The sequence below is a fragment of the Sporosarcina sp. Y1009 genome, from assembly GCF_057669865.1.
In genome coordinates, this window is the sequence record NZ_JBYHFO010000002.1 from 184,901 (window position 1) to 210,411 (window position 25,511).

The 25,511-nt window shown below is 39.2% G+C and carries 23 protein-coding genes; all 23 read right to left on the reverse strand.

From position 1 onward, the window contains the following. Positions 1–4 precede the first annotated feature (4 nt). The 23 genes from pgsA to truB all read right to left on the reverse strand — a co-directional run bounded on the left by pgsA (position 5) and on the right by truB (position 25,479). Complete coding sequence (gene pgsA, locus AC25Y1_RS03610) at positions 5–583, reverse strand: CDP-diacylglycerol--glycerol-3-phosphate 3-phosphatidyltransferase (RefSeq protein WP_488146578.1); 579 nt, start codon at positions 581–583, stop codon at positions 5–7. Positions 584–632: 49 nt separating this feature from the next. Continuing rightward, positions 633–1,499 carry a helix-turn-helix domain-containing protein gene (locus AC25Y1_RS03615; RefSeq protein WP_488146579.1) on the reverse strand — a complete coding sequence of 289 codons (867 nt, stop codon included), beginning with the start codon at positions 1,497–1,499 and terminating at the stop codon, positions 633–635. A 20-nt stretch (positions 1,500–1,519) separates the two neighbouring features. Next, entirely contained in the window at positions 1,520–2,341 is an 822-nt protein-coding gene (locus AC25Y1_RS03620) for a DUF3388 domain-containing protein (protein WP_488146580.1), read from the reverse strand. 136 nt (positions 2,342–2,477) lie between these two features. Further along, positions 2,478–3,212 (reverse strand): elongation factor P 5-aminopentanone reductase, encoded by a 735-nt coding sequence (gene ymfI, locus AC25Y1_RS03625; RefSeq protein ID WP_488146581.1) that lies wholly within the window; start codon positions 3,210–3,212, stop codon positions 2,478–2,480. Then, a complete protein-coding gene (yfmH, locus tag AC25Y1_RS03630; protein ID WP_488146582.1) occupies positions 3,205–4,506 on the reverse strand; it encodes an EF-P 5-aminopentanol modification-associated protein YfmH in 1,302 nt (433 codons plus the stop codon). Before yfmH ends, ymfI begins: the two co-directional genes overlap by 8 nt. Continuing rightward, a complete protein-coding gene (gene yfmF / locus AC25Y1_RS03635; protein WP_488146583.1) occupies positions 4,499–5,782 on the reverse strand; it encodes an EF-P 5-aminopentanol modification-associated protein YfmF in 1,284 nt (427 codons plus the stop codon). The genes yfmH and yfmF overlap by 8 nt, the downstream gene beginning before the upstream one ends. Before the next feature lie 156 nt (positions 5,783–5,938). Continuing rightward, positions 5,939–6,898, reverse strand: coding sequence for an ABC transporter permease (locus AC25Y1_RS03640; RefSeq protein ID WP_488146584.1), 960 nt, complete (start codon positions 6,896–6,898; stop codon positions 5,939–5,941). A 1-nt stretch (position 6,899) separates the two neighbouring features. Continuing rightward, positions 6,900–7,943 (reverse strand): ABC transporter permease, encoded by a 1,044-nt coding sequence (locus AC25Y1_RS03645; protein ID WP_488146585.1) that lies wholly within the window; start codon positions 7,941–7,943, stop codon positions 6,900–6,902. After that, the gene (locus AC25Y1_RS03650) at positions 7,933–9,504 is read right to left on the reverse strand and encodes an ABC transporter ATP-binding protein (RefSeq protein ID WP_488146586.1); all 1,572 of its coding nucleotides are present in this window, start codon (positions 9,502–9,504) and stop codon (positions 7,933–7,935) included. The genes AC25Y1_RS03645 and AC25Y1_RS03650 overlap by 11 nt, the downstream gene beginning before the upstream one ends. A gap of 143 nt (positions 9,505–9,647) precedes the next feature. Next, positions 9,648–10,721, reverse strand: coding sequence for a BMP family lipoprotein (locus tag AC25Y1_RS03655; RefSeq protein ID WP_488146587.1), 1,074 nt, complete (start codon positions 10,719–10,721; stop codon positions 9,648–9,650). Positions 10,722–10,772: 51 nt separating this feature from the next. Next, positions 10,773–11,492: a GntR family transcriptional regulator gene (locus AC25Y1_RS03660; protein WP_488146588.1), complete on the reverse strand. Its 720-nt coding sequence runs from the start codon at positions 11,490–11,492 to the stop codon at positions 10,773–10,775. A gap of 159 nt (positions 11,493–11,651) precedes the next feature. Next, positions 11,652–13,982, reverse strand: coding sequence for a DNA translocase FtsK (locus AC25Y1_RS03665; RefSeq protein ID WP_488146589.1), 2,331 nt, complete (start codon positions 13,980–13,982; stop codon positions 11,652–11,654). Between the two features lie 94 nt (positions 13,983–14,076). Beyond that, complete coding sequence (locus AC25Y1_RS03670; protein WP_488146590.1) at positions 14,077–15,744, reverse strand: ribonuclease J; 1,668 nt, start codon at positions 15,742–15,744, stop codon at positions 14,077–14,079. A 112-nt stretch (positions 15,745–15,856) separates the two neighbouring features. Then, complete coding sequence (gene dapA / locus AC25Y1_RS03675; RefSeq protein ID WP_488146591.1) at positions 15,857–16,747, reverse strand: 4-hydroxy-tetrahydrodipicolinate synthase; 891 nt, start codon at positions 16,745–16,747, stop codon at positions 15,857–15,859. A 24-nt stretch (positions 16,748–16,771) separates the two neighbouring features. Next, the gene (locus tag AC25Y1_RS03680; protein ID WP_488146592.1) at positions 16,772–17,812 is read right to left on the reverse strand and encodes an aspartate-semialdehyde dehydrogenase; all 1,041 of its coding nucleotides are present in this window, start codon (positions 17,810–17,812) and stop codon (positions 16,772–16,774) included. A gap of 78 nt (positions 17,813–17,890) precedes the next feature. Next, positions 17,891–18,481: a dipicolinate synthase subunit B gene (locus AC25Y1_RS03685; protein ID WP_488146593.1), complete on the reverse strand. Its 591-nt coding sequence runs from the start codon at positions 18,479–18,481 to the stop codon at positions 17,891–17,893. Positions 18,482–18,493: 12 nt separating this feature from the next. Beyond that, positions 18,494–19,264: a hypothetical protein gene (locus AC25Y1_RS03690; protein WP_488146594.1), complete on the reverse strand. Its 771-nt coding sequence runs from the start codon at positions 19,262–19,264 to the stop codon at positions 18,494–18,496. Next, entirely contained in the window at positions 19,257–19,529 is a 273-nt protein-coding gene (locus AC25Y1_RS03695) for a YlmC/YmxH family sporulation protein (protein ID WP_488146595.1), read from the reverse strand. Before AC25Y1_RS03695 ends, AC25Y1_RS03690 begins: the two co-directional genes overlap by 8 nt. A 58-nt stretch (positions 19,530–19,587) precedes the next feature. Beyond that, positions 19,588–20,838, reverse strand: a complete 1,251-nt coding sequence (locus tag AC25Y1_RS03700; RefSeq protein WP_488146596.1) for a M16 family metallopeptidase — start codon at positions 20,836–20,838, stop codon at positions 19,588–19,590. A gap of 101 nt (positions 20,839–20,939) precedes the next feature. Next, complete coding sequence (gene pnp, locus AC25Y1_RS03705) at positions 20,940–23,060, reverse strand: polyribonucleotide nucleotidyltransferase (protein WP_488146597.1); 2,121 nt, start codon at positions 23,058–23,060, stop codon at positions 20,940–20,942. A 145-nt stretch (positions 23,061–23,205) separates the two neighbouring features. Beyond that, a complete protein-coding gene (gene rpsO / locus AC25Y1_RS03710) occupies positions 23,206–23,475 on the reverse strand; it encodes a 30S ribosomal protein S15 (protein ID WP_488146598.1) in 270 nt (89 codons plus the stop codon). A gap of 137 nt (positions 23,476–23,612) precedes the next feature. Next, positions 23,613–24,551 (reverse strand): bifunctional riboflavin kinase/FAD synthetase, encoded by a 939-nt coding sequence (locus tag AC25Y1_RS03715; RefSeq protein ID WP_488146599.1) that lies wholly within the window; start codon positions 24,549–24,551, stop codon positions 23,613–23,615. Positions 24,552–24,567: 16 nt separating this feature from the next. Beyond that, positions 24,568–25,479: a tRNA pseudouridine(55) synthase TruB gene (truB, locus tag AC25Y1_RS03720; protein ID WP_488146600.1), complete on the reverse strand. Its 912-nt coding sequence runs from the start codon at positions 25,477–25,479 to the stop codon at positions 24,568–24,570. Between the last annotated feature and the right edge of the window lie 32 nt (positions 25,480–25,511).

Below are 25,511 nucleotides of genomic sequence, written 5' to 3' on the forward strand. Positions count from 1 at the left end.
CCCCTTACATAGATTCAAGTAAAATACGTCTGTTTTTATAAAAATAGTCAACGCCAGACCAAACAGTGAAAAACAATGCGATGTAAAGCATGATTGTTCCAAAAGGTACACCGATTGATTCGAAATAGATATTATTAAATAATAGTGAAATAATCGCGATTATTTGTGTGACCGTTTTGATCTTTCCAAGCTGATTTGCTGCGACAACTTCCCCACCACCAGCGAGGATTAGGCGAAGTCCTGTAACCGCAAACTCACGACTAATGATTACGATCACAATCCATGATGCAGCCGTGCCAAGGTCAACTAATATAATAAATGCAGCTGATACGAGTAATTTATCGGCAAGTGGATCGAGGAATTTCCCCATATTCGTTATGAGTTCATATTTTCTAGCTATGTAACCGTCCAACCAATCAGTAATAGAGGCAAATATAAATATTAAGCCACCAATCAAATGGCTCGTTAGAATCTCTGTATTAAGAAGAGTAACTGTTCCAAAATTAAAATCGACAAGCATGAAAAGCATGAAAATCGGAATGAGTAAAATTCGGGAAACTGTAATTTTATTTGGTAAATTCATCTAAGGCACCTATCCTTTTAAAGAAAATAGTCATCTAAGTAGATGACTATTATTCTTTCTCATATTCTATAATAATGTTTTGTGTCGTACGCTCGCTTGCATATTCAAGCAGTTCGCCGTTTACGTATATTTCTATCGACGCTGTGCGACCAACACGAATTCGTACCCTATCCGTATCTGTAACATCAACTTCGACTGAATCGCCTGCCGCTAATGTATAAGCACCTCTTGGTTGTGGCATTCGCTCTGTGTTTGAACGGTCTAATATGCCAATCCAAGAATCACCACTCGCACGAATATCGAGTTTGAATTCTTCAGTATTTGTCAGTCTGAAGAATGAATCCTCACCAGCATCACTTTCGTGTACTAATTCCTGTTGAGCCAATGGTTCTTCAGTATTCTCAGTATCTTCTTCTGTATCATCTTCTATAACTTCTTCTTCATCTTGATTTGTATCTTCAGGATTATCCTTTTCCACAATTATCGAAGTATCTTCCTCGATTTCCGGGGTTTTATTGGCAACGTTATTCTTATTTAAAAAATAAACGACAGCGATGATGACAATTATAAATAATGCCACAATAATTTTCGGCAGTACTTCATTGAATCGGTTGTTTCTTGAGCTACTACGACGTGATAATATTTGTGGGGCTTGTTGAACTTCTTCTTCTTTTAACTCCAGTTTTCCGGAGCTATCTTTATATAATAAAAGCATCTCGTCTGCATCTAAGCCGACCGCTTCTGCATACTGCTTTATAAATGCTCTGACGTAAAATGAGCCCGGCATGGACCCAAACTCTTCATTTTCGATTCCCGACAAATATCGTTTTTGTATCTTTGTTATTGATTGTAAATCATCTAGTGAGTAACCTTTCGCTTTTCTCGCCTCTCGGAGACGGTCACCTAGTCCAGTCACGTATAACACCTACCTATCTATCAAAGGTTAAAGATGTCGAATCCACCCATTGATCCCCGATCGGACATCATGTTGTTTTTCTCCATCATTTCGTATGTAATTTCTTGATCATGTTCTGTTCGCAATTCAATAATGTAATCAAAGTCTTCAATATTGTACTCTGAATGCTGGACAAATATATCTGGATGCTCAACCACTTTAATAGATGGAATTCGCATCATTTCCCGTACAAGCTGTAAATGACGCTCATCAGTTGCTTTTCGCGAAACAATTCCATCTAAAATAAAAATATTATCTTTCGAGAATTCATCACCGGCTAAAGTGTTCCTAACCGTTTGTTTTATCATCGTTGAAGAAAGAAAAATCCATTTTTTGTTCGCACAAACACTTGCGGCAACAACTGATTCAGTTTTCCCAACACGAGGCATGCCACGGATTCCGACTAATTTATGGCCTTCTTCTTTAAATAACTCCGCCATAAAGTCAACAAGAATTCCGAGTTCACTCCGAAGAAACCTAAATGTTTTACGATCTTCGGAATCTCTTAATATATAACGGCCATGGCGCACCGCAAGAATATCGCTCAGCTTTGGTTCTCGAAGTTTTTTAATTTTAATCGTTTCCATAGTTGAAGCAATTTGTTCAAAACGTCGGATTTGTGCATCATCATCGGTCGTTAATAATAGTCCCCTGTGCATTCCGCCATCTTTTCTCTCGTGTCCACCATCCACACTATTGATTGTTGTAATATTGACCCTCAACATCCCTAGCAGTGATGAAATATCTCCGAGTAGTCCTGGACGGTTCACTTGAATTTCATATTCGAGATACCATTTTCCCAATCGACACACCCCTTCCGATTATTAAAGACGTTTTAAAACGGATATAGTTCCATAATAACGGATTCATGACAGTAAGAAAAGGAATAAAGTAAATGGATAGAGATATGCGATAAATTATCGTATCAAAATAGCCATATTAAATATACCAGCCACCGTTAACTTTTAAAATTTCTCCAGTCATATAATCCGCTTTACCACTGAGAAGAAACTCTACTGCGTCTGCTACATTTTCGGGTGTTCCTACTTTCATAAGTGGAATCTCATCTAGCACCATTCGGCGCTCATCTTCGGGGATTGCATCATTCATACGTGTTTCAATCCACCCCGGTGCAACTGCGTTGACACGAATTCCTGCATATGCGGATTCTTTTGCATAGGCTTTCACGAATGCATGTTGAGCACCTTTTACCGCTGAATACATAACTTCTCCTGCGGCACCTGTATTACCCCAGATAGAACCGATGAAAACGATATAAGATAGAGGACTAAGACGAAGTTTTGATGACACCAATCCGATCAATTGCGCAGGGTTTTGTACATGAACCTTCCACAGCGCATCCATATCCGAAGTCGTTGTTTCAGAAAGCAATTTATACATAGATTGGCCATTCGCCACAATGACAGCGTGGACTTCTGCTAGCTGTTTAGCTAAGACATTTGCAGCATTACTAGATGAAAAATCCGCTTGAACCATTTGAAAAACAAGGTCTGGGTACTGCTCTTTTAATGCAACTTGTAGTCTTTCAGCTTCCGATTCACCTTCGTTATAATGGAGGTATAGTGACCAACCAAGTGAAGCGAGATTGCGACTAATCGCCTGACCAATCTCGCCGGATGCACCTAAGATAACTGCGAATCGTGGATTATGCATTTTCTTTTTCTGCAGGAAGAACTGTGAATACCGTAAACCCGTCTTCATTATTAAAGAGCGAGAAAGCATGTTTTAAATCATCAAGCGTCATTTTTTCAAGTGTCGGCACTACGTCAAATAAGTTCATGTCATTAAATAAATACCGTGTAAATTGGTTTGCAATAAATTCAATAGAATTTAACGAGCGCATAAACTGACCGATTTTACGCTTCCTTTGTCGATCAAGGTCTTCGGCCTTAATTGGCCAAGCCGCAGTTGCTTCCTTCATCGTCGCTCGAATTGCTTTTTCTAGATCCTCTGGATTTTCGGAGTCCGATGAAATCATAGAAAAGCCAAATCCGTTTTCCAGCATAAAGCTATAGGAATAGGATTCATCAATCAACCCATTTTTATAGGCATTCGTATAAAATTCAGAAGATCTTCCGAATAAAACATCAAGCACTAAATCTGAGGCTAGTTCGCGTTTCAACATTTCTACATCAGAAACGTCTGTATCTGTGCTTTTCATTCCAAAACTAAGTTTTGGTTTGGTAACGTCCATCGTAAGTGTACGTTCAGGAATCGCCACAGTATCCGATTCATCCGGAAAATTCCGTACAATTTCTTCTGCTTGATTAAATGATTTTTTATTTTGATTTTCTTTTATGAAATTCATCATTTCTTCTGGATTTACATTACCTACGACAAATAACACCATGTTGGAAGGATGATAAAACGTTTCATAGCATTCATATAAATGTTCAGCAGTAATCTCATCAATCGATTCAATCGTTCCTGCAATATCAATTTTGACAGGATGCTCATGATACATATTTTCAATCATACCGAAATACATGCGCCAATCTGGTTGGTCATCATACATGGTTATTTCTTGTCCAATAATCCCTTTTTCTTTTTCAACTGTTGCCTGAGTAAAATATGGTTCTTGAACAAAATCCAGGAGGACTTTTGTATTCTCATATAATTTATCTGTTGCTGAAAAAAGATAAGAAGTTCTCGTAAACGATGTGAACGCATTTGCTGAACCACCAAGTACACTAAAATCTTGAAAAACATCGCCGTCTTCTTTTTCAAATAATTTATGTTCAAGGAAATGGGCAATGCCATCTGGCACAGTCACTTCTTCACTTTTCCCGTGTGGAATAAACGTTCGATCAATGGAACCATATTTCGTTGTAAATGTTACATAGGTCTTAGAAAATCCACGTTTTGGTAATATATAGACATCAAGACCATTTTCCAGTTTTTCATTATATAAAGTTTCCTGCAAATTATCAAAGTGTACTTTATTCATTCGCATTGTCCTCCTTACCTGACAACAAATAAACAACTTCCAATTGAATGTCTTTTGCCATCTTTTTCATATCATCTTTGGTTACAGCATGCCATTTGTCAATCAGATAATCCGCAGTAAAGTCCTCATCAAGTTCTTTAAATTGATCGTACACTTCAATTTGTCCTCTTGCAGAATCAAAAGTGCTCGTAATACTATTTGTCAGTAAAGCTTTTGTTTGGTCTAATTCAAGATCCGTTACTTCACCTTTTTGAAGAGCCAATAGTTGTTCCTTTATAAGTGAAACGGCTTTTTCTTCTAGTTTAGCATCGATTCCAGCCATTACTGAGATCAGCCCATAATGGGAAGCATATGAACTAGATGCGTAATAAGCCATACTTTCTTTTTCACGAACATTCATAAATAACTTACTGTGGGCAAAACCACCGAACACCCCGTTCATCACCTGCATTTTTGTGTAATCTGGATGATGAATTGTAATTGGTGTGCTGAAACCCAAATGAAGTTTACCTTGTTTCATATCTTGCTTTTCCCGAACATGTTCAGCTTCTTTGCGATCGATTTTTTCAGTTGTCTTAAACGTTTCGATTTTACGCTCGGGTCGACTATTAAACGACAAGACTGCTTTTAGTTTTTCTGTAATTTCTGTTTCATCAATATCGCCAGCGATATAGATATCCACCGTATCCTGTGTAATCATAGCGTTGTATGTGTCCAACAAACTTTCCGGAGTAACTTTGTCTACCGCTTCTTCAGTACCATCGGAGTTTGTAGAAATCGGGCTATTCGGACGCAAAACCTCAAGCATACGTTGCTGTGCGTAACTAGTCTTGTTATCATATTGTGAGCGAATTCTTTCTCTTACCGATTTTTTCTCTCGTTCAACAATGTCTGATTTGAAACTTCCATCCTCTAGATTCGGGTTAAAAACAACTGAACCTAATAATTCGATGGCTTCTTCCAAAATGCCGCCTTCTGCTAGGTATTCGTCATTCACACATTCCACATTCAATGACAGGATATGCGTATCTCCACGCTTAGCCACATTCGTGTACATGATTGTTCCATATAAATCATCCAACTTATTGCGAAGTGCGGTTTGTGTCGGATATTTCCCGTTCGAATCTTCTAGTACGTTTGCAAGTACTGCTCGGGCAGCTGCATCTTCCACATTTAAATTACTTTTCCATTTGATCGCAAAATTTACAGTCTTAAATTGAGTCGACTTCTTGGTATATAATGTTACGCCTTGTTCCAACCGATTTTTTGTAAACATTCAAAACACCTCTGTTTTTGTTAATATGAGTCATACTCACATCACTATACATTCCAAGTCATACTTCATGCAAATTACTCGAATGAAAAATACCCTAAACAATGGAAAAAACTACTTTGAAAGTTTAAAATGGCTTCCAAAGTAGCTTCCTATTTCTTACCGTTGTCCTTTAATATATGGTTGCCCACTTGCTTTTGGTGCAGTTGCTCGACCGATAAATCCGGCAAGTGCTAAAATTGTCAGAACGTATGGCAAGATGTGTAAATAAACTGTTGGAACATTTTTCAAAAATTCAATGGAAGGCGCACTAATCGCAAGTGCCTGTGCAAATCCGAAAAATAAGGCTGCACCCATTGCACCGATTGGATGCCATTTCCCGAAAATCATCGCAGCTAGGGCCATAAAACCTTGTCCATTAATCGTTGCGTGTCCAAAGTCATTCGTCATCGTTTGTGAATAAATTGCACCGCCAATACCAGCAAGACCACCGGAAATGATAACTGCAATATAGCGGATTTTCGTCACGTTAATCCCCATTGTATCCGCAGCTAACGGATGTTCTCCAACAGACCGCAAGCGGAGACCAAACGGCATTTTGTAAATAACAAACCATGCTAATACAGCTAAAAGAATGGCTAATATAGAAGAACCGTAGATCCCTTTAAAAAACAAAGGGCCAAGAAACGGAATATCTTCTAAAAACGGAACATTAAAGCGCGGAATACTTCTTTGAATAAAGTCGGTCTGCCCTTTTCCGAAGATTAATTTCACCGTAAACAAAGCAACTGCGATACCTAGCATATTTATTGCAACACCCGATACAACTTGATCTGCTCGGAAAGTAATCGATGCGACTGCATGCATGATTGAAAAGATTGCTGAAACAATCATTGCAGCCAGTAAAGCTAACCACGGAGTCCAAGCACCAAAGGTACCAGCGAAAGTTAAATTAAATATTATTCCGATGAAAGCGCCCATGACCATTAATCCTTCAAGTCCGATGTTAACAACACCAGCGCGTTCAGAGAAAACCCCACCAATCGCAGTGAAAATTAGAGGCGCTGCGTATGAAATTGTAATTGGTACGATAAAATATAGAATATCAAGAAAACCCATTTCACTTTGCCCCCTTTTTCTTATTCATGCGATTAAGGATCACTCGGATGATATATCCTGATGCGACGAAGAAAATAATGAGTGCAATAATTATCGAGACAATCTCTGTTGGAACTCCAGCCTCATTTGGCATATTCCCTGCACCATATTTTAATGAGCCAAATAATGTTGCTCCGAAAATGACTCCAAGTGGTGTATTCGCTCCTAATAATGCAACTGCAATACCATCAAATCCAATACCGGTAAAACCGCCCATTGTAGCCAAATAACCAAATGTACCAAGTGCTTCCATGGCACCAGCAAGACCTGCAAATGCACCCGAAATTACCATTGAAAGGATGATGTTTCGATTTACATTCATGCCCGCATATTGCGAAGCATGCTCGTTGAAGCCAACTGATTTTAACTCATAGCCTGTTTTCGTTTTCTCCAATATAAACCACATGACGCCAACCATCGCGAGCGCTACTAATATACCGTAGTGAAGGGTCGAATAGTCCGTGAGGTTCGATAAAAATTCAGATCGAAGTGATGCTGTTTCTTGAATTTTTTCTGTCTTATAACTTCCCGATACTGTTTTAATCAACGCGTTAACTACATGAAGTGCAATATAGTTCATCATAATTGTAACAATAACTTCGTGAACTCGTAATGTAGCTTTCAATAACCCTGGTACTAAACCCCATAACGCCCCAGCTAATGCGGCTGCGATAAGGGCTAACGGCAAGTGAATAATTTTAGGCAAGTCAGCAAATGTTCCAACATAAGCGGCTGCAAACCAACCCACAATTAGTTGTCCTTCCACTCCTATATTAAATAAGCCTGCCCGGAATGCGAATGCCACCGCGAGTCCTGCTAAAATATAAGGGCTGATTTGTCTAATTGTTTCCCCAATTGCATAAGAATCCCCAAAAATACCATTCCACAATGCGATATAACCAGCAATAGGATCATATCCGCTGAAAATCATAACAATCGCACCGACAATTAAGCCAAGTACTATGGAAATGACTGGCACTAATAGATTGATAGCTCTATTCGACATTTGGATCATCACCTTCTTTCAGTACAACTTCATCACCAACAACAACCATTTCACTTTTCTGGTGTCCAGCCATTAAGAGGCCTAACTCTTGTTCAGTTGTTTCTAATGGATTTACTGTATCAACAATTTGACCATCATAAATAACTGCAATTCTGTCAGATACATTCATAACTTCGTCGAGTTCAAAAGAAATTAATAAAACTGCCTTGCCTTTATCTCGCTGTTCTATCAATCTTTTATGGATAAATTCAATTGCGCCAACATCAAGTCCACGTGTTGGTAGTGCAGCAATCAATAAGTCTGGATTTCGTTCTACTTCTCGTCCGATGATGAGCTTTTGTTGATTACCGCCCGACAGAGCGCGTGCAAGTTCATGTTCACCTTGAGTTCTCACATCATAGGCTTCAATTATTTCATTGGCTTTTTCAGATACAACTTTATAATTCATTATGCCGTTTTTTGTAAAAGGTGCTTGATAGTAGGATTGTAAAGCGGCATTATAGCCGACAGAGAACTCTAATACTAATCCATGTTTATGGCGGTCTTGTGGAATATGACCAAGTCCCGTTTCAGTAATTTCCCGAGGATGTTTACCTGTTATATCTTTGGCATTAATTGAAATTTTTCCTTCTTTTACTTTTCGAAGACCAGTTATTGCCTCTATAAGCTCACTTTGACCATTCCCATCGATTCCCGCAATACCAACAATTTCCCCTTTTCTAACCGAGAGATTCAATCCTTTAACTTTTGGGACTCCGCGGTAATCTTCCACTACAAGGTTTTCGATATGTAAAACTTCATCGGTTGGATATGCTGGACCTTTTTCAGTTTTAAAAGTGACTTGTCGTCCAACCATTAACGTAGCAAGTTCTTCGGGATTCGTTTCACTTGTAATAACTGTCCCAATCCCCTGCCCTTTGCGAATAACGGTAACTCGGTCTGTGACATCCATAATTTCCTGAAGCTTATGTGTTATTAAGATGATTGATTTATTTTCTTCAATAAGCTTTTTCATAATAATAAAAAGCTCATCAATTTCCTGCGGTGTAAGTGACGCAGTTGGTTCATCAAATATGAGGATCTCAGCACCTCGATATAGCGTTTTTAATATTTCAACGCGCTGCTGCATGCCCACAGATATATCCGAAATTTTAGCATTCGGATCCACATTCAACCCATATAATTTCGAGATTTCTGCGACTTTTTTTGCCGCATCACGGATATTGATGGTTCCCCTCTTTTTCGGTTCATTGCCTAAGATTATATTTTCTGTCACTGTTAAGTTTTCAACTAGCATAAAGTGTTGGTGAACCATTCCGATTCCTAAATTATTGGCGATATTAGGATTGGAAATCGAAACTTTTTCACCACGAACTCGAATTTCCCCACCTTCAGGGTGATAAAGGCCAAAGAGAATGTTCATTAATGTCGATTTTCCTGCGCCATTTTCACCTAAAAGAGCATGGATTTCCCCTTTTTTTAGCTGAAGTGTAATATTATCGTTCGCAACGAAATTACCGAATTCTTTTCTAATATCCAGCATTTCAATGACGTATTCCAATGGATTCACTCCTTTAATAAATGATTTACAAAATTAATACAAGAAAAGATTCCATTTTCTGGAGGAAACCTTTCTTGTATTAATTTACTTTCGATAAAATTAGGAAGGCCGGAAGAAAACCGGCCCCTTACTATACTAAATTATTACTTTGGATCTTCAGGTACTACAAATTTTCCATCAACAATATCTTTTGAGTACGCATCGATTTTGTCTAGAACATCTTGTGGAATTGAACCGCGTGAATCTGCAAGTTCAACCATGCCCTCAGCAATACCGTATCTAGTTATTTCGCCGCCAGGGAACTCATCTTTTTCAGCAAGTTCTGCCACGCTAATTACTGATAGGTCAACACGTTTAAGCATAGAAGTAAGTGTGATGTTATCGTCACCCACTTGACCTTCTTCGTATTGGTCTGAGTCAACACCGATTACCCAAATATACTCATCTGGGTTTGCAGATTTACGCTCTTTCGCTTCTGAGAATACACCATTACCTGATCCACCAGCTGCGTGGAAAATAATATCTACACCAGAAGTGTACATCCGGTTTGCAGCCGCTTTACCGTTTTCCGCTTTGTCAAAGTCACCCGTATACTGTACGTCTACCTTAATATCAGGATTAACAGCTGCAACTCCTGCGACAAAGCCTGCATGGAAACGTGTAATAACTGGGATTTCCATTCCACCAACAAAACCAATTTTATTGGATTTTGTCATAAGTGCAGCTGCAGCACCTGCAAGAAACGCACCTTCTTGCTCTTTAAACATAATACTTGCAACGTTTTCTACATCTGATTCTTCATCGACAAGTCCAAACATAGTATCCGGATTTTGCTCCGCAATTGTTTCAATTGCATCTTTCAGTAGGAATCCGATACCATAAACGACATCGAAGTCACGACGAACAAGTCGATTCAAGTTTGCCTCGTAGTCTGAAGCATCATCGGATTTTAAATAGTCGAAACCACCATCGCCTTTAGTAAAACCGCTTTTCTCACCGTATTCTTGAATCCCTACCCAAGCAGATTGGTTAAACGATTTGTCGTCAACGCCACCTGTATCCGTTACCATTGCGACAGTGACAGCGTTCTCATTTACTTCATTAGAGCCTGTAGTGGCTCCGTCTTTGTCTCCATCTTTATCAGTACCACATGCACCGAGCAAACCACCGATTACAAGCATCGAAGCTAGTGCGAGACCAAATTTACTTTTTCTCATTGTAAGACCCTCCTATTATTTCTTTTATTATAGTAAGGACGCCGAAGCGTCTTATACCCGTTTCCGGACGACATGAAAACTAAATTTATCTGCGCGGAAATAGTTCTTTGAATATAATACCATTTCCCCGTCACTCGTATAATGTCGTTGTGTCAAAACCAAAAGTGGCACATCTACGCCACAGCGTAAAATCGAAGATGCTTCTTCATCGTAAGCAACCGGTTCTATCTGTGCAATCGCCTGATCAATGCGGACGTTTCCAGTTTGTTCAATCACATCAAAGATTGATAAATTCAGGAATTCTTCTGTTTCGACGGGTAAATACTTCGCCTGTAAATTGTCAATACAATAGACAACTGGATCACCGTCAGCAGTGCGAACCCGTTTTAACGTGACTATTTTGTCATCTTCCGAGCAGTCGAATTTAGCTATACAATCATCTGCAGGATCTGTATCCAAGACGTCAACAAAAATCGTACCAGGCTCCATGCCTGCATTTCGTATCATGGCGGAAACACTTGACAATTGTTCAATACCGGATGTAAAAAGCGGTTTAGGATTAATAAACAATCCTACACCATGTCGACGAATGAGGAAGCGTTCATCTTCCAAAACATTTAATGCTTTTCGCAAAGTTGTTCTCGTAACATTGTATTTTTGGGCAAGTTCAAGGTCAGAGGGAAGGCGGGCGCTTTCTTTAAAAACCTCTGATTCAATGTCTTGTTTCAAATGATCAATTACTTTTAAGTAGTGTTGACTCGTACTTGCCATTTATGATTCACCGTCCTCTGGAAGGTCCAGCCTTTTCTATTTAAATATCACTACTAATCAATCTCACTATATCACTTTCGTCCCACAAAATAAACAGAGATTATAAATAAACATTATAATTACAAACTATAGTAACAAAAGTCCCTAGAAAAACACGGTTTAAGAATGAATATCTGCTTCTTTGCTGATAAGCACTTGACGTGGCCTGCTTCCGTCTGGCGGACCAACAACTCCGCGCATTTCCATTTGATCTACAATGCGTGCTGCTCTTGAATAACCGACTCTAAACCTTCTTTGCAACATCGAGACAGAAGCTGTTTGAAGTTCCGTAACGAGTTTCACTGCATCATCATACAGCTCATCTGTCTCCTCATGTGGAGGAACGTCGACAATCTCGGTTGGGATCATTTCTTCTTGGTACTGCGCTTTTTGTTGTTCAATTACAAAGTCAACAATCGACTCAACCTCTCGATCCGATACAAATGCGCCTTGAATTCGAACTGGTTTAGATGCGCCAGCTGGTAAGAATAGCATATCACCTCTTCCCAACAGCTTCTCCGCTCCTCCACTATCCAATATCGTTCTTGAATCGATTGCTGAAGAAACTGCAAAAGCAATTCGCGATGGAATATTTGCTTTAATAACACCTGTAATGACATCAACACTTGGTCGCTGTGTTGCGATAATTAAGTGGATGCCTGCTGCTCGTGCCATTTGCGCCAGACGTGTGATCGAATCTTCTACATCACTAGAAGCCACCATCATAAGGTCCGCAAGTTCATCGACGATGACGACGATATAAGGCATCTGTGGATGCTTTTCGTCATTTTCTAAATTCCACTCGTCTATATGATTATTATATCCTTCCAGATTCCGGGTTCCCGTATGAGAAAAGAGTTCATATCGTCTTTCCATCTCAGAGACAACTTTTTGCAGTGCTTGTGCTGCTTTTCTCGGATCAGTCACAACTGGTGCCAGTAAATGTGGTACACCGTTATAAACATTTAGTTCTACCATTTTCGGGTCAATCATCATCATTTTCACTTCATGTGGTTTAGCACGCATAAGAATACTAATGATAATCCCGTTGATACAAACACTCTTTCCGCTCCCAGTTGCACCTGCAATTAGCATATGGGGCATTTTGTTCAATTCGGCTAAGATCGCTTGACCCGTCACATCTCTTCCTAATGAAATCATTAGTTTGGAGTTTGGTGTATTATTTTCCTTCGCTTCAATTACTTCGCGTAGACTAACCACTGCGACATCACTATTAGGCACTTCAATACCAATAGCAGATTTCCCTGGAATTGGCGCCTCGATTCGAATATCGCTCGCTGCTAGTGCTAGTGCTAAATCATCCGTCAAACTAACGATGCGGCTAACTTTAACGCCTGTCGCAGGCAATACTTCATATTTAGTCACTGCGGGTCCTAAGTGAACTTGAACCACACGGGCTTTCACGCCAAAACTTAAGAATGTATCTTCCAGTTTTTGTGCATTTTCTTGAATTGAATCATATTCGCCAGATTGATCATTATAAGGTGTTTCAGTTAACAAAGTCGTTGGTGGTAATATATAGGACTCATTTTCTTCTTCGCCTATGATTGCACCTATCTTTTCAACTTCTGTACTTTGTGTGTTCGTCGCAACATCCTTTTCAACAACGCTGACTGCTTCCTCTTCTTTTGCACGCTTGTCGATTTGTTCTGTAAAAGTGGAAATGATTGGTTGTGAAGGAATCTCTTCAATAACCGCCTCTACAACTGTTTCCTTATCCTTTACTTGTGAGCGACGCGTTCTTGTATTGGTATTCGGTTTCTGCTCAGCTTTCACAGGTTTCTTCTCTTTTTTGTCACGCGAGAACTTTTCTGAGAAGGTTTTCTTAAATGACTCAAATAATTTCGGGAAATTCTCTGCAATTATTGGAACCAGTGCTTTACCCGACAGTAATACGAGACCAATTAATAATAATAATATACCAGCAACCATTGCTCCAGCAGAGTCAAACATAGAATAAAAAATCGCAAACAAAATTGCACCAATCATCCCACCGCCTAATGCACCGGTCCGATCTATTATCCCGTCATTTACGATGAGGACATTCCACGTTTCTTTAAGCGCTGAATTTGAAAGTAGTATACGACTTTCATTCAACTCTTTGAATAAATGGACATGGCTAAATAATAATAAGCTTGCTAATATGAACAAGCTTCCAGCCATAATCCTATTTTTCCAGCCCCCTACTTTGCGCATAATCATAAATATAAGTGCTTGAACAATTAATAAAAATGGAATCGCAATATGCAAATTCCCAAATAGAAATCTCGTCGCTGATGAAAGTCCTCTTCCAGCAGGTCCGAATTCAAATATAATAATTACCGCTAAACCTATCATCAAAAGACCAATGACTTCGTAAAATAATGGTTGTACGCTCGTAGGACTCTTTTTTCGATTTGGGCGTTTCTTCCCTTTTCTTTTCCTAGACATTTGTGTCCTCCTTTCTTTTAAAAAAGGATTTCCCGCCGATCAGACGGCAAGGAAATCCTTTCACTTTACAGCAGGATCCTTATTTGGAAATCCATTAGTATTCCATAATAATCGGAATAATCATCGGACGCCTTTTCGTTTGTTGGAATAAATACGAACTAAGGGTATCGCGAATCTCTTGTTTAATTCCTGTCCATTCAAATGATTTTTTAGACACATGTTTCTCGACTATTTTCGTCACTAGTTTGGTTGCTTCATTGAGAAGCTCTTCTGATTCACGAACATAGACAAAGCCACGAGAGACAATTTCAGGACCCGCTGCAATTTTCTTATCTTTGCGGTTTAATGTGACAACAACTGTAAAAATACCATCCTGTGATAATAGTTTACGATCACGAAGAACAATATTTCCTACATCGCCAACACCAATTCCGTCTATTAAGACGTTACCAGCTTGTACGCGTCCACTCATGCGTACCTTGCCGCTTTTATATTCAACAATATCGCCTTTATCAGCGATGAATATACTTGTCTTTGGCAGACCCGTTTCTTGAGCAAGTTTTGAGTGCGCCATCAGCATCCGATATTCTCCTTGAATTGGAATGAAATATTTCGGTTGCATCAAGTTTAACATGAGTTTTAAATCTTCTTGGCTCCCATGCCCAGACACGTGAACTTTTTTGCTTGATGTCAAGACTGTAGCACCATTTTTGGCTAATTGATTCATTGTTTCATACATAGATACTTCCATACCTGGCGAGGGTGTAAAAGTGATGAGAACCGTATCGGTTTCTTTTATACGCACATCATCATGATGTTTTCTAACAATTTTTTCAAGAGCGTCTAATGGTTCGCCTTTATTGCCAGTGACAATTATGACCACTTTGTCATCATCATACTTTTCTATTTCACTGACTGGAATGACAATCTCGTCTTCCATTGTTAAATAGCCTAGATTCACACCCACTTCAAAGTAACTTTCAAGACTCTTACCAACCACTGCTACCTTTTTTCCAGATTCAAAGGCTTTGTCTAGAACCTGTTGAATCCTGATAAAGTTCGATGCATATAAAGCCACTAAAATACGACCTTCTGAGGCGTGGAACGTTTTTGATAATTGTTTTTCAATAACCGATTCAGACGTTGTATATCCAGGGCGTTCAGCCTCTGAAGAATCAGACATTAAAATAAAAACGCCATTTTCCCCGAGATTGGCCATTTTCCCAATGTCCGGACGATATTTTCCTTTGGCAGATTGGTCAAACTTAAACTCACCAGTATGAACAATTGCACCTTCACTTGTGTTAAACACGATGCCCAGTGAATCGGGAATACTATGTGTTGTATTGAAGAATGTAACATGGGTACCAGTAAAATTCATTCTGCTTTTGTTGGTTACTTCAAAAAAGCGAACTGATGATGGTGCTGGCATGTCTTTTAAATGCTCTTTCGCTAATGCTAGCGTAAGTTTAGAACCGTATACTGGTGCTTGTACAACTTGTAATAAGTATGCAAGTGAACCGATTGCATCTTCATGACCATGTGTTAAGAATATACCTTTTACACGCTGTTTGTTTTCCTCAACGTATGTAAGATCTGGTATAACAATATCGATTCCAAGCATTTCCCTTTCTGGGAACATCAGCCCTGAATCTACGATAAACAGTTCTTCATCGATTTCAACGACATACATCGCCTTACCAATTTCTCCTACTCCTCCAAGGGGAATAATGCGGATTACTTCATTTTTAGTTTTTGTCAATTTTGTTCCTCCTATTTCTACTGCCCGTCCATATCGACTATGATTCATTATACGGGACGAAACGTTCTTGTACAAACAAAAAAAGCCGGTCACATTATTAGACCGGCTGTCGTCATACAAAAAGATGTTCAGTACTTTTGAACTTTTCCCATACTTTATCAAAGGCCTTATTATCCTCTTCGTATCCAATCAACGGTAATCTTACGCTACCTGTATTCACATTACATTTTTTCAATGCATACTTCACCGGAACCGGATTCGGGGCAGTAAATAACTCTTTGAACAATGGTAGAAGCGCTAGATGCATAGATGCGGCATCTTTTGTGCGACCTTCATTAAACGCTGAAATCATTTTCTGCATTTCATTGCCTACAATATGTGCAGCTACAGACACAATGCCATCTCCCCCAATAGATAGTAGGGGTAAGGTGAGGCTATCATCACCGCTATACACTTTAAAACCAGCATCCGTTCCACTAATAATCGAAGCCATTTGTTCAAGATTTCCGCTTGCTTCTTTCACAGCACGAATATTTTTCACTTTCGATAAAGCGATTGTCGTTTCCGATGTCATATTGACCACTGAACGCCCAGGAATATTGTACAGTAAAACTGGTAAATTCGTTTCCTTGGCAATTGTTGAGAAGTGAGTATATAACCCGTTCTGATCCGGTTTATTATAATACGGTGTGACAAGCATAATGCCATCCGCTCCAGCACGCTCTGCAACCAATGTGCTTTCAATCGACTCTGCAGTTGAGTTTGAACCTGTACCTGCAATAATTGGAATGCGCTTATTTACCTTTTCTATTGTAAAAGACAGGAGTTCTTCCTTTTCTTTTTTAGTTAAAGTGGGTGACTCACCAGTTGTGCCACAAACAACAAGTGAATCTGTGCCATTTGCGATTAGATGATCAATTAGCACCGCTGTTCTATCAAAATCAATCGCACCCGTTGATGAAAACGGCGTTACCATTGCGGTAGAAATTCGTCCAATTTCCATACTAAAATCCCTCTTTCGTCGTTGTTATTTCTGATCCATTGTTAAGAGAGTTTCTGCTATTTGCACGGAATTAAGTGCAGCGCCTTTAAGAAGATTATCTGTTACAACCCACATATGAAAGCCTGATGGGTGGTCCGGGTCTTTTCGTAGTCGCCCAACAAATACGTGGTCTTCCCCTTCTGATAATAAAGGCATCGGATAAGTTTGAGTAGCTGCATCATCTTGTACGACGATTCCAGGTGCATGTTTAAGTGCCGAACGAATATCCTCTACAGTGATATTGTCCTGATCCACTTCAAAATAAACTGATTCAGAGTGTCCCGATACAACTGGGATTCGGACACATGTCGCCGAAACTGGCAACTCACTCATATTAAAGATTTTCTTTGTTTCATTTATCATTTTCAGTTCCTCAAGCGTATAACCTGACGAATCGAATGCGTCAATTTGAGGAATCGCATTAAACGCAATTGGATAAAATTTTTCGCCTGCACCAGTAGGTAACAGTTTGGCATCTATTTCTTGTCTATTTATAAATTGTTTACTTTGTTTTTCTAGCTCATCAATTGCATCTGCCCCTGCACCGGAAACTGCTTGGTACGTAGAGACGATTATACGGCCCAGTCCAAATTTCTCACGGATAGGTTCTAGCGCTGTTACCATTTGAATTGTGGAACAGTTTGGGTTTGCGATGATTCCTTTATGCCCTCTAAGCGCACTCGAATTGACTTCAGGTACAACAAGTGGAATTGATTCTGTCATACGAAACGCACTTGTATTATCAATCACGACAGCGCCTCTTTTTACTGCTTCTTCCGCAAATCGCTTTGAAATTGCGCCGCCCGCACTAAAGAATGCGATATCTACATCATCAAATGATTCCGGAACTGTTTCTTCAACGATATACTGTTTTTCGTTAACCTCAATTACACTTCCAGCAGATCTTTTTGAAGCTAAAAGTTTTATCGAACTTAAAGGAAAATTACGTTCGAGTAGTTTCTCTATTATTTTTGTTCCAACGGCACCAGTAGCGCCTACAATTGCGACATTAACTGTACTCATCATCAAATCTCCCTTTCAGCATCAAAGCAGTTGTAATGGAAAGATTATAGCATAAGATTCAACATGTTTGTGTCAGAACCTTTACTTTTGTTTATGAATTATCAATAATGGTTGAATTTGTTCTTTATTTAGCGCTGCTGCTGCGGCAGGTACCATTAGGGAAAAATCTGAAATTAAGGAGTTTGGTTTTTTGAACGGATCGTCCTGTCCAAATGGGATGAAGAAGACATTTTTCATGTTAAGAAGTTTCATAATGTTGACACCATTTAATCCTAAAGCATCATTCGTTGATATTCCCAAAAGAACCGGACTACCATTACGTAAAGTTGCTTTCGCACCCATTAATACCGGAGAATCAGTCGATGCATTCGCAAATCGACTTAAAGAATTACCAGTCATCGGTGCAATAATCATGCAATCAACAGGGGTAGATGGTCCGAATGGCTCAGCACCTACAATTGTTGAAATCACTTTTTCGCCTGTCGCTTTTTCAATCTTTGCAATCCACTCTTCACCCGTACCAAATCTAGTTGCAGCAGTGAGTACTGAATGTGTAATAACAGGGATAACTGTAGCGCCAGCGTCCATCAACGAGTCAATAACGGGAATAATCTCTTCATACGTACAATGTGAAGCTGTTATTCCAAGACCTATTCGTTTTCCTTGTAGCATTTGCTTCCCCTCTCATCTTCGTTTGATCCTCTCGAGTGCACCACTTAAAGAAATTGCCGCATCGACAGGAAAATACTTCCCTGGCAACCCAGGGAGTAATCTATAGTATTCAAACGTCGATGGTGCCTTTAGGCAACCGGGTGCTGAAGCAAGGTCGAAGATGAATTTCGGCATGTTCGCTAACTCAGATAACCACTTATTTGGAATTGTATTCACAAGATAACCATCTATTTCCAAAGAATCAGACAAGCGTAGAACTTGATGTCCCCGCATCCTCGCTTCACCCAACTGGGCATCAGAACGAGCAATGACTGTCACATGACCACCAAGTGAGTTAAGTACATCTACCACCATTTTCCCGACTCGTCCATAGCCTGCAACATAGAAACGATTGTCCGCAATCGTTAGACCAATTTCCCTATAATACTCATGCAAAAATGCTTCAGCAGTAAGGCGTGCATTTTCCCAGATAAAAATTTCATCTTGAAGATAGGATGTAATCGAAAGTGAAGCATCTGTGTAACGCTTTTTCCATTCTTCCGAGACGACACCTGTGTATAACTTTGTGCTTTCCCTAATCATTTCAATTGGAATTGAACCGGCCATTTCTAAGATAGGGAATACAATATGATTTGGCTTATAGTCTTCGAGTACATTTTCAAGTTTTTCCGTATACGCATTAACTTGAACCGAGCACGAATCGTACCCCTTATTGGACATTAATTTACTGCACATGGACAAGCGTTTATCAGTCCCTATAAATAACCACTTTTCCCTATTCATCTAAATAAGTCTCATCAATCGGACCTGTCTTTTTAAAAAGAATACGATGCTCTCCGATCAAAACAATCTCTGACCAAGGGATGAATTCATCTGCCTCATCAGCTTTATTTTTAAAAGAAAAACGTCCGGTTCTTCTTTTAACCTCAAGCCCAATAATGTCACCCGTCTTCCCATCAAAGATCAGGTCTGTATCGGCCAATAAACCATAGCGTATCCCTTCATCTACTTGAATGAGCTCTTTCCCAGCAAGTTCTGAAAGTAACATTCTTCATTCCCCTTTCAACTATACTGATTCAGTATATGAACGAGAGTTGAAAAGATTGTTAGTTGAATATAATACGGTTTGTTGATTCTTTTGGAGCAATAACTGATATGGCTCGTTCTTTCCCTAGAATTTCTGTTGCTAATTGTAAAATATCTTCATTTTTCACGGCTTGAATTTTTAATACTTCCTCATCAATGCTTTTCTCAGACTGAAAAATTATTTCATTCCTACCATTTCTCGACATATGCGATTCAGTGCTTTCCATACTTAATAAGAAACTGCCGATAACATGGTCTTTGGCCTGGGAAACTTCTTTATCTGTTACACCCTCTAGCAATATCGCTTGAATAATTCCATCTATCGTGAAGTACAGTTCGTTAATTTTCTCAGGTGATGTTCCTGCGTATATGATAAATGTTCCGGCTTCTTTATAGGCGGAATAATACGAGTATACCGAGTAAGCTAAGCCACGTTCCTCGCGCACTTCTTGAAATAGACGTGAAGACATAGCTGATCCAAGGATACTATCCAAAATTGTTAACGCATAGAGCCTATTATCCTGTAAATCCAATGATGGAAAACCTATGCAAAGATGGGATTGCTCTACGTCTTTCTCTTTTATAGTCATATCCGCATGAAAAATTGGCGCTGCCATTGGATTAATCACTACATTTTCAACTTCGGATTGGTATGACCCAAAAAGATCATCAATTGTATTGATTAAATGTTCGTCAAAATTACCTGCAACAGAAATGACAATTTGTTCGGGTTTATAAACTCTGTTTTTAAATTTTAAAATCTTATCCTTTGTAAATGAAGTAATCGTATCTTTCTTACCGAGTATAGATTTTCCAATTGGATGATTGGGATACATGACAGACATGAGTTGCTCATGGACATCATCGTCCGGCATATCTTCGACAGCGGATAATTCTTCCAGAATAACTGATTTTTCTTTCACAATTTCCGCTTCATCAAAGAGTGAATGCAAAATCATATCCGCTAAAATCGAAATAGCTGTTTCGGCGTGATTGCCAAGAACAGTTGCATTGAAACAAGTCATATCTTTTGATGTAAATGCATTCACATCTCCACCCATCCGATCGAATTGCTCTGCAATTGTTCGGGCAGAACGCGTGGGCGTTCCTTTAAATAGCATATGTTCGATAAAATGAGCCAAACCTTCTTCTCCTGGTAACTCGTCCTGTGAACCAGCTTCTATACATACGCCGATTGCGACCGACCGCATACTTGGCATTAGTTCATGAATAATTCGTACGCCATTTTTGCATATATGTTTTTGAATCAAGACCATCCCCCTTATTTAAAAATCAATCTGAACATGACTAAACAAAATATGATAAAAAAAAGACCTCGATATGAGGCCTTTAATTGTACGATAAACCTAAATTAATTATTCTCTTTTTCTGCGGCTTTCTTCTCTTCAAGTATAACTTCTTTTCTTGATAAGTTTACACGGCCTTGGTTATCAATTTCAATTACTTTTACAAATAATTCGTCACCTAATTTTAACACGTCTTCAACAGCACGCGTGCGTTCTTCTGCAATATGAGAAATGTGAAGAAGACCGTCTTTTCCTGGGAATATTTCTAGGAATGCACCGAATTTTTCAATCCGTTTGACTTTCGCCATATAATATTCGCCAACTTTAGCTTCACGAACAATGTTTTCAATCATCGCTTTTGCTTTCGCATTCATTTCACTATTTGGAGAAGAAATATAAATCGTACCATCTTGTTCTGTATCGATTTTAACTTCAGTTTCTTCAATAATTTTATTAATTACTTTACCGCCAGGTCCAATGACATCACGGATTTTATCTGGGTTAATTTGAACTTTAATAATCTTAGGTGCGTATTCTGACAACTCTTCACGAGGGCCAGAAATAACTGAATTCATATGCTCAAGGATATGCAGACGACCAATTTTCGCTTGTGTCAGTGATTCTTCTAAAATTTGACGAGACAAGCCATCAATTTTAATATCCATTTGAAGCGCTGTAATTCCTTTTTCAGTACCCGCTACTTTAAAGTCCATATCTCCAAGTGCATCTTCCATACCTTGAATATCAGAAAGAATCGAGTAATTTTCGTCTCTCTTAACAAGTCCCATTGCGATACCAGCAACTGGTGCTTTTAATGGAACACCAGCATCCATCATAGCCATTGTAGACGAGCAAATTGATGCTTGTGAAGATGAGCCGTTAGATTCGAGTACTTCAGCAACCAAACGCATTGTGTACGGAAAATCTGATTCATCTGGAAGCACTGCTTCGAGGGCACGTTCTCCTAAAGCACCATGTCCAATTTCACGACGACCTGGTCCGCGGATTGGACCCGTTTCCCCAACACTAAAGTTCGGGAAGTTATAATGATGCATAAAACGTTTTGATTCTTCGAGGCCAATACCGTCAATGATTTGTACTTCGCCTAGTGCGCCTAATGTACAAACACTTAATGTCTGTGTTTGTCCACGTGTAAACAAACCTGAACCATGTGCTCTTGGCAAAATACCAACATGCGATTCAAGCGGGCGAATTTCATCTGGTGCACGACCATCTGGACGAACTTTTTCATCTGAAATCAGTCTGCGAACTTCCTCTTTTACCATGCTACTTAAAATGCCTTTTACTTGTTTAAGTAAATTTGCATCCGCTTCATCTACAGCATAAGCTTCTGTCACTTCAGTTTTAACGGCATTAATGGCATCTTCGCGTTCATGTTTTTCTTTTGTTTGAATGGCATCAGTTAGAGCAGCGCCATACTTCGATTGAATTTCAGACTTAAGTGCCTCATCTAATTGGTATAATGGAATTTCCATTTTCGCTTTTCCAACTTCTGCAATGATTTTCTCTTGGAATTCAACGAGTTTAATGATTTCATTATGGCCAAACATAATTGCTTCTAAAATAACGTCTTCCGTCACTTCAGATGCTCCAGCTTCTACCATGTTAATCGCATCTTTTGTACCTGCTACGATTAAGTCCAAATCACTTTTTTCTAATTGATCTAATGTCGGATTCACAATAAATTCTCCGTCGATTCGACCAATTTGAGCGCCAGCAATCGGTCCTTCGAAAGGAATGTCCGACACAGAAAGCGCTAGAGAAGAACCTAGCATTGCAGCCATTTCAGGTGAACTATCATGGTCGATTGACAAAACTAACGAAATAACTTGTACATCATTACGAAAACCATCCGCAAATAAAGGACGAATCGGACGGTCAATAAGACGGCTCGTTAATACTGCTTTTTCAGAAGGTCGACCTTCACGTTTGATAAAACCACCTGGGATTTTACCTGCAGCATACAAACGCTCCTCGTAATTCACAGTTAATGGAAAAAAGTCTAATCCTCTTGATTCTTTTGAAGCCGTAGCGGTTGATAGTATCGTTGAATCTCCGTAACGAACAAGTACAGCGCCGTTAGCTTGTTTTGCATATTGGCCAGTTTCAATTATTAATTCTCTCCCAGCCCACTCAAACGAATATACTTTCTTTTGTTCTGTCATTATTGAACCCCTCTCTATGTAGCAACAATCAGAATTGCATACGTTGTATGTATTATTTATAGTGTACCAAATTAGCTACATTGATGCGAAACATTCATAACAAAAAGAAAAAGCGGGCAAGGCCCGCTTCCATGTAGTCATCTTATTATCGGCGTAAACCGAGTTTAGTGATAAGATCACGGTAACGCTGAACTTCATTGTCGCGTAAGTACTTAAGTAATTTACGACGACGACCGATCATTTTCATAAGTCCACGACGTGAGTGGTGGTCTTTCTTATGAGTAGATAAGTGTTTGTTCAGGTTGTTGATCTCTTCAGTAAGGATAGCGACTTGAATATCTGCAGATCCAGTGTCACTTTCATGAGTCTTGAATTCAGAAATCAATTCGTTTTTACGCTCTTGTGTAATAGCCATCCTTATCACCTCCTATTTTTAATATCCCCAATTTCCTCGCATACGTTGGTGATGCGTGATGCCAAGAAATGGTTCGTACTTTAAATGTACCTATTTATAATATCATGTAGATTGTTTAATGTAAAGATATTTCAAACTTAAGAAAGAATTTCAAGTGCTGTCTTTTTATCTTTAGCAATTTGAGAGATTAGCGCCTCAATCGATTCGAATTTTTTCTCTGCTCGTATATGTTCCACCCATTCAACTACGACTTCTTTGCCATAAATATCCCCATCAAAATCGAATAGATGAACCTCAACGATTGCTGCTTTAATGTTAGGGTTGTTGAAGGTAGGTTTAACCCCAACATTACAGACCCCTTTCAGCAAAGAACCTTCCAGTAAAAAACGGACGGCATACACACCATTCTCCGGTAGAATAGAGCCTTCTAGCGGCGTGACATTTGCAGTTGGAAAACCTAGCTTGCGCCCCTTTTTTTCTCCGTGTACAACACTGCCAATGGTTCGAAAATTTCTTCCTAATAAAAGAGCTACATCTTTAACATTGCCTTCTGAGAATAGCTTTCGAATGCGTGTTGATGAAATTTTATCTGCGGAATCGGTTACCTTCCCTACAACTGTCGTTTCAAAAGCACCTGCTGAAAGTTCTTTCATATCTGCCATCGTGCCTGCACCTTTAGCACCGAAAGTATAATCAAATCCTGCCGTTACATGTTTAACACCGAGAGATTTAATAAATAGCTCTACAAATTCACCTGGTTTTAATGAGGCTAGATTCATATCAAACTTTACAATAAATACAGCATCTACACCCATTTCTTTCAATAACCTACATTTCTCTTCAAATGGGGTAATATAGCCAATTTTGTTTTTCCCTCCACCTAATACATGAGATGGATGTGGATTAAAAGTCATCACAGCGGAGCGAATCGACAACTCTTCAGCTTTTTCAATAGCTTGGTGAATTACAGCTTGGTGACCTTTATGTAAGCCATCAAAAAATCCGATGGCTAGTGAATAATGTTCATCGCCATCTATTTTCATTTTTTCAGGATAGCTTAATTCAAAAATTTTCAACGTTGTATCCACCTTCCTAACGATTTACTGGAAACATTTTTTCAGGTTTCATCAACTCGGGCTTTGTTGGATGAATTTTATAAACAGCCAATGCTTTACTATTTTTCGTGAAGACAATTGGATACCCATTATCCAGTAGTGGGTTTTTAGGCATCACTTGCCCATGTATTATTTTATCATAGTCCGCGTCTTCTACCTCTACAAATGGAAATTCAATTAATGCATCTTCTAATGGATGGATACATGTGTCTAGTAATTCTTTTTCTTTTAAATCTTCAAGGTCGCTTAGCGTATAACAGTCATCTACCCGATAGGTTCCAGAGGCAGATCGAACGAGTGACGCCATATGCGCTGGATATCCTAATAACTCCCCAATCTGGACAGCTAGCGTACGGATATAAGTTCCTTTACCACAGCTAATGCGAATTTTAAAATTAACTTCAGTTCCTTCAAATTCATCGGCAACGTCAAGTAATTCTAGCGTATGGATTTTCACCTTACGCATCGGTCTTTCTACTTCGATACCTTTTCGGGCATACTCATATAGCTTACGTCCGTTAACTTTAACAGCTGAATACAGAGGTGGTATTTGCTCAATTTCACCAGTCAGCTTTGATAACACATGTTCAAGTTCCGAGCGCTTAAACCGTTTAAATTCATCATTTTCAATTACAATTTCACCGTCTGCGTCCTCGGTTTCGGTTGATTTACCAATCGAGATAACTGCAACGTATTCTTTACCTGAATCCGTTATATACTCCGCCACTTTTGTCGCTTGTCCAATACATATTGGAAGGACGCCTTCAACACTTGGGTCCAGAGTGCCTGTATGTCCAACCTTTTTCGTTCCCAAAATCTTGCGTAATTTATAGACACAGTCATGTGACGTCATCCCTTTTTCTTTCCATAATGGAAGAATCCCATTCATATCAAAACCTCATTTTCCATAAAAATAGAGGA